10 protein-coding genes are annotated in these 13,993 nt (G+C 37.1%); 6 read left to right on the top strand and 4 right to left on the bottom strand.

Translation table 11 applies throughout. The features are described from left to right. Positions 1-127 precede the first annotated feature (127 nt). From BUC16_RS04035 to BUC16_RS04010, 6 genes are all read left to right on the top strand, one after another. Entirely contained in the window at positions 128-2,542 is a 2,415-nt protein-coding gene (locus tag BUC16_RS04035; protein ID WP_073368118.1) for an efflux RND transporter permease subunit, read from the top strand. Positions 2,543-2,824: 282 nt separating this feature from the next. Beyond that, positions 2,825-3,898 (top strand): MORN repeat-containing protein, encoded by a 1,074-nt coding sequence (locus BUC16_RS04030; protein ID WP_073368117.1) that lies wholly within the window; start codon positions 2,825-2,827, stop codon positions 3,896-3,898. A gap of 98 nt (positions 3,899-3,996) precedes the next feature. Beyond that, on the top strand, positions 3,997-5,430 hold the full coding sequence (gene asnS / locus BUC16_RS04025) for an asparagine--tRNA ligase (RefSeq protein WP_073368115.1): 1,434 nt from the start codon (positions 3,997-3,999) through the stop codon (positions 5,428-5,430). Positions 5,431-5,585: 155 nt separating this feature from the next. Then, positions 5,586-5,981: a GxxExxY protein gene (locus tag BUC16_RS04020; protein ID WP_073368113.1), complete on the top strand. Its 396-nt coding sequence runs from the start codon at positions 5,586-5,588 to the stop codon at positions 5,979-5,981. 85 nt (positions 5,982-6,066) lie between these two features. Beyond that, positions 6,067-7,542, top strand: coding sequence for an RNA polymerase factor sigma-54 (gene rpoN, locus BUC16_RS04015; RefSeq protein WP_073368112.1), 1,476 nt, complete (start codon positions 6,067-6,069; stop codon positions 7,540-7,542). 51 nt (positions 7,543-7,593) lie between these two features. Beyond that, a complete protein-coding gene (locus BUC16_RS04010) occupies positions 7,594-8,205 on the top strand; it encodes a hypothetical protein (RefSeq protein ID WP_073368110.1) in 612 nt (203 codons plus the stop codon). A 39-nt stretch (positions 8,206-8,244) separates the two neighbouring features. Here the strand turns inward: BUC16_RS04010 and BUC16_RS04005 are convergent, their stop codons facing one another. From BUC16_RS04005 to BUC16_RS03990, 4 genes are all read right to left on the bottom strand, one after another. Further along, on the bottom strand, positions 8,245-9,630 hold the full coding sequence (locus BUC16_RS04005; RefSeq protein WP_073368109.1) for a serine hydrolase domain-containing protein: 1,386 nt from the start codon (positions 9,628-9,630) through the stop codon (positions 8,245-8,247). A 28-nt stretch (positions 9,631-9,658) separates the two neighbouring features. Then, positions 9,659-11,761, bottom strand: coding sequence for a beta-galactosidase (locus BUC16_RS04000; protein ID WP_073368107.1), 2,103 nt, complete (start codon positions 11,759-11,761; stop codon positions 9,659-9,661). Positions 11,762-11,790: 29 nt separating this feature from the next. Then, on the bottom strand, positions 11,791-12,786 hold the full coding sequence (locus tag BUC16_RS03995) for an alpha/beta fold hydrolase (RefSeq protein WP_084546089.1): 996 nt from the start codon (positions 12,784-12,786) through the stop codon (positions 11,791-11,793). Between the two features lie 132 nt (positions 12,787-12,918). Continuing rightward, on the bottom strand, positions 12,919-13,923 hold the full coding sequence (locus BUC16_RS03990; RefSeq protein ID WP_073368106.1) for a glycoside hydrolase family 43 protein: 1,005 nt from the start codon (positions 13,921-13,923) through the stop codon (positions 12,919-12,921). Positions 13,924-13,993: the final 70 nt, after the last annotated feature.

Raw genomic sequence — 13,993 nt, 5'->3', positions numbered from 1 at the left:
CAATAAATTTATTTTTATGGTGAAATAAAAATAAAAAAATAACACTGAAATTAACAAAAAAAGGTTCTCTTAAAACTTATCACATAATAGGTCTATTAACTACCTTTGCCAATCTTAAAAAATCAATATGGTCAAATGGTTTAGTTTGGGATTTTGGGAATTAATAGCCCGAATCGTACTTAGAAATAGAATTTTAATGTTGTCGATTATTATAACGGTAACAGTCTTATTGGCAATGCAATGGAAAAACATCCATTTTACGCATACGGAAGCCAACATGCTTCCAGACGACAACATTGTCAACATAGAGTACAATGCTTTTTTAAACAAGTTCGGCGAAGAAGGAAATTTGGTCATCATTGGCGTAAAAGACAAAACATTTTTTACTCCAAAGGCTTATGCCGCTTGGGCTAAATTAATGAACACCCTAAAAGGAGACAAAGCGGTTGAGTTGGTTATTTCATTAAACGATTTAAAGAAATTACAAAAAAACGATACACTCGAAAAATTCGAATTGGTTCCTTTTGTCGATCAAGGCAAAACCACCGACAAAGTTTATCTGGAAAAAATAAAAAAGGAACTCTTTAACGATTTGCCTTTCTACGAAGGATTATTGTTCAACAAAAGATCGGGAACCATTCGTTCTGCCATTTATTTGGACAAGAAGATCGTAAATTCTCCAATCCGAAAAGATTTTATTGTAAACATATTAGTTCCAGCCGTAGAAGCATTCGAAAAAGAAACCAAAATTGATCTTCGTGTTTCTGGAATGCCTTACATCCGAACGCTCAATGCACAGACTATCATTAGTGAAATAAGTCTTTTTATCGGGGCTTCATTATTGGTAACTTCCCTACTTTTCTTTTTCTTTTTCAGAAGTTTTAGAGCCACTTTGATTTCGATAATCATCGTGATTATTGGTGTAATGTGGTCTTTTGGTTTCTTGGGATTATTAAATTACGAAATCACGGTTTTAACCGCTTTGGTACCTTCATTAATCATTGTCATCGGAATTCCGAACTGCATTTTCTTGACGAATAAATACCACCAGGAATACAAAGTCCACCGAAATAAAGCCAAAGCCCTGCAGCGTGTTACCACCAAAATAGGTATGGCAACATTGATGACCAACGTAACGACAGCCATCGGTTTCTTTACCTTCATCACCTCAAACAACAAGCTGCTCATTGAGTTTGGAAACGTGACTTCCATCAACATATTGGCATTGTTCTTTTTGTGCATCATTGTCATTCCAGTTTTCCACAGTTACATTCCGGCGCCAAAAGACCGTCATATCGAACACCTGGATCGCGGTTACGTAAAATCGTTTATGGACTGGATTTTGCGAAACGTGAAAGAAAACCGATTTTCCATCTACGTGGTTGCTGTTTCACTCCTTGTATTCAGCATCATCGGAATTTACAAAATGCGCATATCGGGCAGCATCATAGAAGACATGCCAAAAAAAGCGCCCTTTTTCCAAGATATTATTTTCTTCGAAAAAGAGTTTGACGGAGTGATGCCTCTTGAAATAATGATTGACACCAAACACAAAAAAGGAGTCATGAAACTTTCCACGCTCAAGCGAATGGAAGAATTGGAAAAGGAGATTGACGAAATTCAAGGATTGTCAAAACCTATTTCGATTGTCAATTTGGTGAAATATTCCAAACAAGCTTATTATAACGGAAATCCAGATTATTACGAATTACCGACTTCACAAGAACAGGCTTTTATTTTGTCGTATGCCAAAAACGCGACCAAAAACGCCAAAGGCGACATCATGAAAAGTTATGTGGATTCGACTGGTCAATATGCCCGAATCACGACTTTTATGCGAGACGAAAATGGAGGAGCCATTCCAAAAATTGAAGCCGAAATTCGCGAAGAAGCCAACAAAATATTCCCGCCGGAACGATATAACGTAACCATTACCGGAAAAGCATTGGTTTTCCAAAAAGGAACGGGCTACTTGCTGGATAATTTGCTTTCCTCTTTGATTTTTGCTTTTTTCCTGACCGCACTTTTAATCGGGTTTATGTTTCGTTCGTTCAAAATGATTTTGGTTTCCATTATTCCAAATCTATTGCCGTTGTTGCTAACCGCCGGAATTATGGGATTTTTTGATATTCCGTTGAAACCGTCAACGATATTGGTTTTCGGAATCGCATTTGGGCTTTCGGTGGATGACACCGTTCGATTCCTGTCACAATACCGGGAGGAATTGAAGAAAAACAACTGGAAAATCAGAAAATCTGTTTACGCCACTTTTGCTGATGCCGGTTTGAGCATGTTTTATACTTCCATCGTGTTGTTCTTTGGTTTTTCGGTCTTTATGTTGTCCAGTTTTGGAGGAACAATTGCACTTGGAGGACTAGTTTCCGTGACGTTGTTGTTCGGAATGTTGTCCAATTTAATGTTGTTGCCTGCTTTAGTTTTAACTTTGAACAAAACATTGGCCAATGAGCAGGAATTCATCGAACCAAAAATTGACATCTTGGAACACAGCGATGAAGAAATTGATGCTTTGAAGAAAGGATAAATTGTTTTTCAAAAACCCTTGAAGAGACTTTAGATTTGACAACTTTCAAAAAGCTGTCAAATCTTTCCCCCTTTTCAAGATTAAAAAAAGCACCCAAAATCTAATTTAATGATTTTTGGGTGCTTTTTTTATCATAACCAATGGAAACAACTTTTTGTTTAGAAAAATACTGTTTGTGGATAATTCAATATACAAAATCATAATACTTCAACAAATCTCACTTTGTAAAGTAGGATTTGTTGTTTGAGAATTAGTACATTTGATACATATAAAACCTACAAAATGAAAAAAACCATAGCTTTTTTATTTTTAATAATCAGCATCCATTGCAACTCTCAAAATACAACATCTCAAAAAGCAGTTCGCAATACAATTGAAAACGATTCGATTAAAATTTGCCCTTTCGAAAAAAATTGTGGCTATTATAAAGGTGAAATTGCAAATGGAAAAGCAAATGGAAAAGGCAGAGCGATATTGAGAGGAGGAATTGCAGAAGGCAACTGGAAAGATAATAGATTGGATGGTTTTGGAACTTATGAAATTAAAAATTCTGGAAAATATGCTGGTGAATACAAAGATGGTTCGCTAAATGGACAAGGATCGGTAACTTATAATAATGGTGCTAAATATATTGGCGAATGGAAAAACAACCTATTTTATGGGCAAGGCACTTTTTACACTCCTAAGGAAGAAAAATACGTTGGCAAATGGAGTGACGGAAAAGGAAAAGACCTAGGATTCTTAACTTTTGCAAAGGAATCAAAATATTCCAGAGAACCTAAAGATAACAAATTTAACGGTCAGGGAATTAGAATATATCAAGATGGCGCATATTATGTTGGTAATTTTAAAGAGGGATTAAGAAATGGGGAAGGAACAATGTATTATCAAAACGGCAAATATATTGGTGAATGGAAAGAAAATAAACGTAATGGCAAAGGCACCATGACATTAACTGACAATGGTAAAAATTGTAGTTATGTTGGTAATTTCAAAGAAAATAATTTTAACGGTCAAGGCACTATGATATTTGGCAATAACGACAAATATATTGGAGAATGGAAAGATGGTAACCCTAACGGTAAAGGCACAATGCTATATGACAATAAAGAAAAATATTCTGGCGAATGGAAAGACGGTAACCGAACTGGACAAGGAACTTATATCTGGCCAAATGGAGATAAATATGTTGGTGGTTTTTTAAATAGTAGACAAAATGGTCAAGGAACATTGATATATGCAAACAAGGAAAAATTTGTTGGAGAATGGAGTAATAGCGAAGAGGTAAACGGCATCCTTTATACAAGTACAGGACAAATAAAACACACCTATAAAAATGGTATTAAAACCGAATGAATTATAAACTATACCCTAATCTGTCAATGACTTTTCCAAACAAATAAATTATATTTGTAATTCGATTGAAGAATCGAAAATCTATAATTTAAATTAAGATGAGACATACTAGAGTTAAAGACTTACTAAATAGTACGAATACACTTCACGAAGTAAATGCAAAAGGATGGGTAAGAACTTTTAGGAACAATCAATTTATCGCATTGAACGACGGTTCTACCATCAACAACATACAATGTGTTGTAGATTTTGAAAATACTTCAGAAGAAACTTTGAAAAGAATCACGACTGGAGCGGCAGTTTCGGTTACAGGCGATTTGGTAGAAAGCAAAGGTGCTGGCCAGAAATACGAAATTCAGGTCAAGAAACTGGAAATCCTTGGCGATTCGGATGCGGAGAAATTCCCGATGCAACCCAAAAAACATTCCTTGGAATTCTTGCGTGAAAATGCGCATTTAAGAGTACGAACCAATGCTTTTGGAGCGATTATGCGAGTGCGTTCGGTTTTGTCTTATGCCGTTCACAGTTATTTTCAGCAAAAAGGTTTTGTGTATGTGAACACCCCAATCATCACCGGAGCAGATGCAGAAGGTGCGGGAGAAATGTTCCAAGTGACATCCTTGCCATTGGACAATTTACCCAAAAACGAAGAAGGCAACATTGATTACAAAAAAGATTTCTTCGGAAAACATACGAACTTAACCGTTTCCGGTCAATTGGAAGGAGAAACTTTCGCCATGGCTTTGGGCCAGATTTATACTTTTGGGCCCACATTCAGGGCGGAAAACTCCAATACTTCTCGCCATTTGGCGGAATTCTGGATGATTGAACCCGAAGTGGCTTTCAATAATTTGAATGACAATATGGATTTGGCTGAAGATTTTATCCAATATGTAATCAAATACACGATGGAGAAATGTGCTGATGATTTGAAATTTTTGGAGGGTCGTTTATTGGAAGAAGAAAAATCAAAACCACAAGCCGAAAGAAGCGAAATGGCTTTGCTGGAAAAACTAAACTTTGTTTTGGAAAACAACTTCAAACGGGTTTCTTACACCGAAGCGATTGACATCTTAAGAGATTCCGCTCCAAATAAAAAGAAAAAATTTCAATACATCATCAACGAATGGGGAGCTGATTTACAATCGGAACACGAGCGTTATCTGGTGGAAAAACATTTTAAAAGTCCAGTAATCTTGTTTGATTATCCGGCCAATATCAAGGCATTTTACATGCGTTTGAACGAAGACGGAAAAACGGTTCGTGCGATGGACATCCTTTTCCCGGGAATTGGAGAAATCGTGGGAGGCTCACAAAGAGAAGAACGTTTTGACGTTTTGGTCGAAAAAATGAAAGTTTTGGGAATTGACGAAGAAGAATTATGGTGGTATTTGGATACCCGCCGATTCGGAAGTGCCGTTCACTCCGGTTTCGGACTTGGATTCGAAAGACTGGTACTTTTTGTAACGGGAATGACCAATATTCGTGACGTAATTCCTTTTCCAAGAACACCGCAAAACGCAGAGTTCTAAGACACTAAAGACTTGCCACGAAGACGCCAAGGCACGAAGGTTTTTTGGTTTAACTAATACTTTTTTTGAAGAAATTAAAGTTTTAAGAATGACTTATAAGTTATAACACAAAACAATGAATAACTTGGCGCCTTAGCGTCTTAGCGGCAAAATAAATGATAGACGAAAGAACTGAAGAAATAGCAAAGATAATCGTGAATTCTGCCTTTAAAGTTCATAAGAATCTTGGGCCTGGTTTATTGGAAAGAGTTTATGAAGTTTGTTTAGCGTATGAAATAAGCAAAGCAGGATTGGAAGTTCAAAGTCAAATTGATGTGCCAATTATATATGATGGGGTAACACTTAAAGAAAAATTAAGACTCGATTTAATAGTTGAAAACACAGTAATTATAGAAGTAAAAGCTGTCGAAATTGTAAATCCAGTCTGGCAAGCACAAATCATTAGTCATTTAAAATTAACAGAAAATCAATTGGGATTTTTAATCAATTTTAATGTCCCATTAATAAAAAACGGAATAAAAAGATTCATAAACACAAGGTCAAATTATTAATAAAACTTGCAGATTTTTTCTTTTTAATAAAACAAGAAACTTTGCGCCTTAGTGCCTTCGTGGCAAATTAAATTAGCGTCTTATTATGTTAAAACAATTTTTAAATCTTAAACTGTCCCAAAAATTATCTCCACAACAAATCCAGTTGATGAAGTTAATTCAATTGCCCACGCAAGCATTCGAACAACGTTTGCTGGAAGAAATGAACGAGAATCCGGCATTGGAGACAGGAACTGAAGACGACGAAATTTACGATAATGACGAATTCAACAACGATGATTCCAACGATGAATTCGACGATTATGATGATACCGACAGCGAAGATACCAGCGATATCAACATTGACGAATATCTAAGCAGCGACGAAACTCCTGATTATAAAACCCAAGCCAATAATTACAGCGATGACGATGAAGAACGGGAGTCGCCGTTGGTAGCACCCATCAGTTTTCACCAGGATTTAATCAATCAGTTGAACACTTTTATACTGAATAATGACGAGCGGGAAATTGCCGAATTTTTGGTGGGAAGTATTGACGACATGGGTTATATCCGACGAAGCACTCCCGATTTGGTTGATGACATGGCGTTTACCCAAGGGATTTATACCGATGAGAAAACGGTCGAAAGAATGTTGCACATCATCCACGAATTGGAACCTTCGGGCGTTGGCGCACGTGACTTGCAGGAATGTTTGTTGTTGCAATTGAAACACAAAACCCCTACGGAATATATTGCGTTGGCCATTGATATTATCGAAAACCAGTTTGATGCTTTTACCAAAAAACATTACGACAAACTGTTGCAAAAATATGCTGTTTCGAATGAGCAACTCAAAACTGCCATCAACGAAATAGAAAAACTGAACCCTAAACCAGGTGGTTCTTTTACCGGAAGCAACAAAATCACCGAACACGTCGTTCCTGATTTTGCCATTCGAATTGAGGAAGACGAATTGGTTTTGACCCTAAACGGAAGAAATGCTCCTTCCCTGCACGTTTCCAAAGATTATCAGGAAATGATGCAGACTTATAAAAGTTCCCGTGATAAATCGAGTGCACAGAAAGACGCCGTGCAGTTTATCAAACAAAAACTGGATTCGGCCAAATGGTTTATTGATGCCATCAAACAACGTCAGGAAACGCTTTATGTGACGATGAACGCCATTATGCATTACCAAAGAGAATACTTTTTGGAAGGCGACGAAACCAAGCTAAAACCAATGATCTTGAAAGACATCGCGGACATGGTTGGTTTGGATATTTCGACCATTTCTCGTGTGGCCAACAGCAAATACGTGGAAACGCCTTATGGAACGAAACTGATAAAGGAATTCTTCTCGGAAGCGATGAAAAATGACCAAGGCGAAGACGTTTCAACGCTCGAAATCAAGAAGATTCTACAAAACGTGATTGAAGAAGAAGACAAACAAAAACCGCTTCCAGACGATCAATTGGCAGAAATTCTTTTGGAAAAAGGCTACCCAATTGCCAGAAGAACCATCGCAAAATACCGTGAACAACTCGATATTCCCGTGGCGAGGATGAGGAAGAAGATTTAAGAATTCAGATTGCAGATTAACGATTTCAGATTTTTCCTTTAACTTTATAGAATGAATTTAAAAAAAATACTTCCTTTTTTTTCCTATTTATTCCATCCGATATTCATTCCGGTTTATGCGGCCTTGTTTTACTTTTTTGGGAATGATCCTTATTTTTCAAATCCTGAAAAATATTTTGCCGTTTTTCAAATAGTGATTATCACGATAATCTTGCCCATTCTGTTTTTTTTCGTGTTACGCACCTTGGGAAAGGTCGATTCCGTTATGGTTTCGGAGATTTCACAGCGTAAAATTCCGTTGATTATTTTGTGTTTTTTGACCATTTTATTGATACGAAAAAGCATTACCATAGAACATTTTCCGGAACTCTATTTTTTCTTCTTGGGAGGATTGTTCAGTACTTTTTCGGCCTTGATTTTGTTGTTTTTTAAAACAAAAGCCAGTCTTCATATGGTCGCCATAAGTGCTTTGACCCTTTTCGTGATTGGCTTGAGTATTCACGATCAAACCCATGACATCTATACCATTGCGTTTCTTGTGTTCATGAATGGTGTCGTTGCTTCATCAAGATTGGAAATGGAGGCACACACGCCCAAAGAATTAGGAATTGGATTTCTTGTGGGAGTTATTCCACAATTAGTTTTTTTCCATTTTTGGCTATAGAACATAATTCCAATATTCACCGGATTTACGCTTTCAACACTATTCCGTCTTCGTGCATTCGTGTCTTTTTTCTTGGGTCCAATACATTCCTTTCACTTTTCCCTTTTCTACAATAAATTCAATTGTAGTGGGAATTCTTCTTATATCAGGGAGATAAAACAGCGTTTCTGATTGGGCCAACAAAGCCATATTGCTGCCTGACCCATTTGAAATCGATGCCAACAGCTTATTGTCCCTTTTATAAATTTTAATTGATTCCGAAGGAAAGTCTGAAAATGTATATGTCCCTACGTAATTATTCAAAACAGCAGCATCAATCTTCAAATCTTTGTAAGCCGTTTGAAGCGATTTTCCAACAATCAAACTGCCCATATCATCAAACAGGTTGAAAAAGGAATTGTTGTCTGAATTAAATAGCGCTGTCAAAAAGATATCTTGCTCTGGAAAGTAAATCTCCCAACTTCTAAAACCATCAATTGCGCCACCGTGTCCAATAGTCCTGCTTCCTTTCCAGTCTTTTATAAACCAGCCATAACCATATTCTGCTAATTGCCCATTGTCAAGTTTAAAAGAGGTAAATGCTTTTTCCAGCGTTTCTTTTTTTACCAATTTGTACGAGTTTAAAGCCTGATGCCATTTGTACAAATCGCCAACATTAGAAAGCAAAGCCCCTGCACCATAAACCAAAGACATACTGATGTAGTCCGTGTTTTTAAAATTAGAACCATTCTTAGAATAACCATTTGCCCGGTTTGGGATTAATTGTGTCGGCGAATCGTAAAACGTGTTCGACAAACCTGCCGGCTTAAAAATATTTTCCTGCAAATAATCTTTATACGATTTGCTCGTGACTTGTTCAATAATGTATCCTAACATATAATAGTTGGAATTGCTGTAACTGTATTTAGCGGAAGGGTTAAAATCCAATGGCAACCTTGCAAGACTGTCAATGATTACTTTTTGTGGAAATTCAACCCTTATGGCATTTGGAATACGCGAGTCCAATTGCCCGTAGTCTTTAATTCCCGAAGTATGCGTCAATAAATTTTCAATAGTGATGGCATGCCCTTTGGATGGAAAGTTTTTGATGAATTTTTGTATGCTGTCCTGCAAAGAAATTTTGCCCTGCTCCACTAATTGCAATACTGCTATGGCAGTATATTGTTTTGTCATTGAGCCAATCCTGAAAACCATTTCTGGACGCATTGGCACATTCAGTTCAATGTTTGCCGTTCCAAAGCCTTTTTCATAAATCACTTGCCCCTTTTTGGCCACCAAAACGGCACAGCCCGGTGAAACGGAATTGAATTTTTCAGAAATAAGCCCGTCTAGATTTTTCACTAATTGCTTATCCTCCTTCGATTGCCCATTTGCAATTGTCAGCGTTAAAAGAGAAAAAAGAAAAATTAGATTGATTTTATTCATTTGTATTCGTAATTAATATTCTATCCCATTAATATTTCCAAACAAGTACGTCAGCAGTTTTTATTGCTTTGGACCCAATGAGAACTTTTGCGTTATTTGGCAAATTCATGTTGTAGATTTTGTCAGAATAATTGACGGCTATACCAAATCCATCACGATACTCCACCATGACACCTTCTGGATAGTTTTCGACAGGAATATTTTGTTGTTGGTACAATTTCCTTAACACTTGCTTTTCAAGTTCCCCATTTTTGGAATCCAAACCGATGTAGGTTACTGTTCCTTTACCTAATTTACGCGAAATAATAGCAGGAGTTCCCGAGTAAAAATCACCTTCATACGTACCCCAAGTTTCCGTTTCTTTATTTGGCTTCAATAAATCTCCCCAACTAGTCCACTCATATTCTTGATTGTCAAACTTTATTTGACCCGGAGAATGTGGCATCAACAAATCATACGATTCTATTTTGGAACCTATCAAACTCCATATTGGCTCATAAAACTTGGCCTCCCAAAGATGGCCTTCTCGGTTTTGAATTCCAGATCGGCAACTCATTACCAAATTCCCGCCGTTTTTTGCATACAAAGTTAATTTGTCAATCATTTTTTGGTCAATCATCTGATAAGCTGGCACTAGTAAAACAGGGTAGTTTGAGAAATTAGTGGTGTCTCGAACAAAATCAACAGGCGCACCAAAAGATTTTGCAGCTTTATAATATTTCAAAAAGTGCCCCATGGTATTCCATTCTTTGGTTTGCTTGTTTAAGTCGATTCCCATCACATTATCGCCATTAAACAGAATTCCTGTTTTACGTTTTAAATAGTAATCCGGCAACGCCGCTTTGGCATCATACTTTTTTCGCAACGTATCAATTTCTTTGATGAACTGGCTAAATTCTGTACCGCCAGGGGTTGGTGTCACGCCGTCAGTACCCACGATGCCATAATGAAATTGCTCATAACCAAACAAGGGTGCACGAAAGCGATACGTGCAGGTAAATTTGCTGCCGCCAGCAAAAACATGCCATAACCACATGCGTATGCTTCCCGGTAATGGCTGCGGATTAATACTTCCCCAGTTTACTTGTCCCGGCTGTAGTTCCATACAACCATACATGCCTTTTGTCGGACGAAAAAAATCATTGGCCATACCAATACTTGTATAATCTCCCACACGATAGCCTTTTGGACCTATTCCCAGACTTCCTCCGTAAACCATGTAACGTGTATAACAATCAAAATCCAATTCTTTGCTCATACCAACGTAACTTTCACTATAAGTGGATCTATAATTGGACGTAATCCATTGGTCTTTGGTTGCATATTTGCGTATTGCAATAGCCTGTTCATCGAGAAAGGTTGCCGTTTCTTGGTCAGCAAATCGAAAATGATCCAATTGGGAATGCAAGTTCATTCCCCATTCTTTATGTAGCGGAATATTGATTTGATCGAAATCACTATAAATTCCACTCCAAAAACTGTTTCCCCAAGCTTTGTTCAAGGCGTCAATATTTTTATATTTTTCCTTTAACCAGTCACGATAGCGTTGTTGGGCGTCTGTACCATAATCCAAAAAACGGTTCGGCTCATTATCTACTTGCCAACCCATTATACGTTTATCATTGCCGTATCTTTTCGCCAATTGTTCAACCATTTTCATGGAATAGGTTCGATAGTAATTGCTTGAAAACGATGCGTGCTGTCTGGAACCGTGATCTGCTTTAGTGCCGTCCTCATAAGTCACAAGTACATCAGGATGCTTGCGAACCAACCATACGGGAGGTGTAGCAGTCGAAGTGCACATAATCACTTTTAAATTATATTTTGCGGCAATTGCTAAAGCTTTGTCCAGCCATTTGAAATCATATACCCCTTCCTGAGGTTCTAGCTGGGCCCAGGCGAATTCACCAAAATGAGTATATTCAAAACCCATTTCAGCTATTTTCTTCAAGTCACGATCCCATTGGCTCGGATCCCAATGCTCGGGATAATAATATACTCCTACTGTCGTAAGGTCTTTTTTGGGGAAAAATTTATCGAATTTTTGAGCATTCGAATTTATACTGACAAGTATCCCAAATAGAGTAAATACTATTTTTTTAAAAAGGTGTTTATTTAATTTCTGTTTCATTTTATATCATGGATTTTTGGATAGCAATTTTATATTTTTTCATCTGTATTTTTAGCCAATATGTCTTCAATTATAATCTTTTGAAACTTTTCAGGTTCTGTTTCCTGGATGGAATGTCTCGATCTTTCAAATAAATACAGTCCTTTTTTTGGAGCCTTAATAGCATTAAAGTATTTTTCGGCTACTGCTGTTGACGTTTGAATATCTTCTTTTCCAAGAAAGAAATAAACCGGGCACTTTACTTCGGTTAACGTTTTTGGTAAATCAATGTCCATTAGCTCCTGCATTACCGGAAACCAGGTTTTGGACCATTTAAAGAAAAAGTTTTTAAAACCATCTTTAGTTGCAGCATGATTTCCATCCATTACAAAAAGCCATTTTCGAACATAAAACAAATCGTTGGCGGTTTCATGTGGCATTTTTACTGAGGACAGTTCTGCTAATGCCTTTTCATTATTTTTATAAACCTCCTTTAATCTTGCCAATAGGAGTCTTTCGCTTTCCAACTGGCTCACGACGGGATTCATCGCCAAATAGGCATGCAAAACTTCCGGATGTTTCTCAACGATATGAAAACCCAAAATGTTGCCGAAAGAGCATCCGGCCAGATAAATCTTTTCTTTTTTTAGTTTTTTAAGAATAAATTCTATCACTTCATAAGTGTCCTTTTCCATTTGAGCCACCGAAGGCTGGACAGGAGATTTGTTTAATTCCAAAGTTTTACCAGCATCTCTCTGATCCCATTGTACTATCGTAAATTTATCTTTCAGCTTTTTGGTGTATTTATGGGCTGAGTTCATCATTGACCCTCCGGGGCCTCCGGCTAAAAACAATAAAACGGGTTTTGTGCTATCGTCTGTTTTGATTTGGATAAATTGCCTGATTCCACCTATTTCGATCGTGAAAGTAGAATCAATTTTTGCAGTTTTATTTTCTCTGTTTCTTGAAATGCTTTTTTCATGACTTTGCAAATTGAAGCTACAAAACAGAGTGATGATAAGTAATAGCGATACTGTTCTTTTCATTTTATTAAAATAGAAATTCTTCTTATATCAGGCAAATAAAATAGTGTTTGCGACTGGGCTTGCGGTTTCATGTTTTTGCCTGACCACCCATTTGAAAGCTCCGAGAATAGTTTATTATCCCTTTTATAAATTTTAATCTGTTTGGTTTTGCATAAAATCCGGAAAGCCACTTTTTGTCCACTCTACAACACGGGCACGAGTGGCACGATTTTTATCGGATAATTCATGTCCCTGTATTTCCTTGTAATCTCTAGCATGATAAATCATTATCGTACTTTTTCCATCTTCAGACGTAGTAAATGAATTATGGCCAGGGCCATATCTTTTTAGATCATCATTTGTATAAAAAACGGGGCCGGGAGATTTTTGCCAATTAGCAGCATCCAATAAATCTGCCTTCTCATTAATCCATAACATGCCCATGCAATAATTGTGATTGGTAGCACTGGCAGAATAGGTTACAAATATTTTTCCGTTCTTTTTGATCACGGCAGGCCCTTCATTGACATTATATTTTATTCTTTCCCAGTTAAATTCAGGTTCAGTTATTATCACTTCTGGACCTGTAAGCGTGGTTGGATTTTTCATTTCGGATAAAACCAAAGCTGTGCCACTATTTCCACCTCTTACATTCTGTGCCCATATTAGATATCTTTTACCATTATGGACAAAGGTTGTGGCATCCAACGAAAAGGAATCCATTTTAGTTTTTATCTGTCCTTCTTCTGTCCATTTGCCCTGCATTGGATCTGCTGATGGATTGGACAGCACCCAAATCCTGATTTTCCATTTATCTTCGGCATCACCTGCAGCAAAATAAATGTACCATTTCCCATCTATCCTGTGCAATTCTGGAGCCCAAATGTGATTGCCCATAACCCCTTTTTCATGTTTATGCCAAACCTCTTTGTCTTGGGCTTCTTTCAACCCATTAATGCTGTTGGCTTTTCGTATTACAATGCGGTCATATTCTGGAACGGTGGCAATTAGATAATACTCACCCGCATCTGTTTTATATACCCAAGGATCTGCGCGCTGTTCGGCAATAGGATTATTAAATTTGACCGATTGTGAATAGCTTTGGCATGAATACATAATAGTCAATACAATCAAAGTAAAAATTCTGTTTAATTTCATGCTTATTTATTTTATCAATTGTGATTAGCTTTAATGATATATTATTGGTTCAAATGAACTTCCCAACTTC

The sequence above is a fragment of the Flavobacterium fluvii genome, assembly GCF_900129545.1.
In the GTDB taxonomy this organism is placed as follows: Bacteria; Bacteroidota; Bacteroidia; order Flavobacteriales; family Flavobacteriaceae; genus Flavobacterium; species Flavobacterium fluvii.
This window is presented reverse-complemented; position numbering and strand designations above follow the sequence as displayed.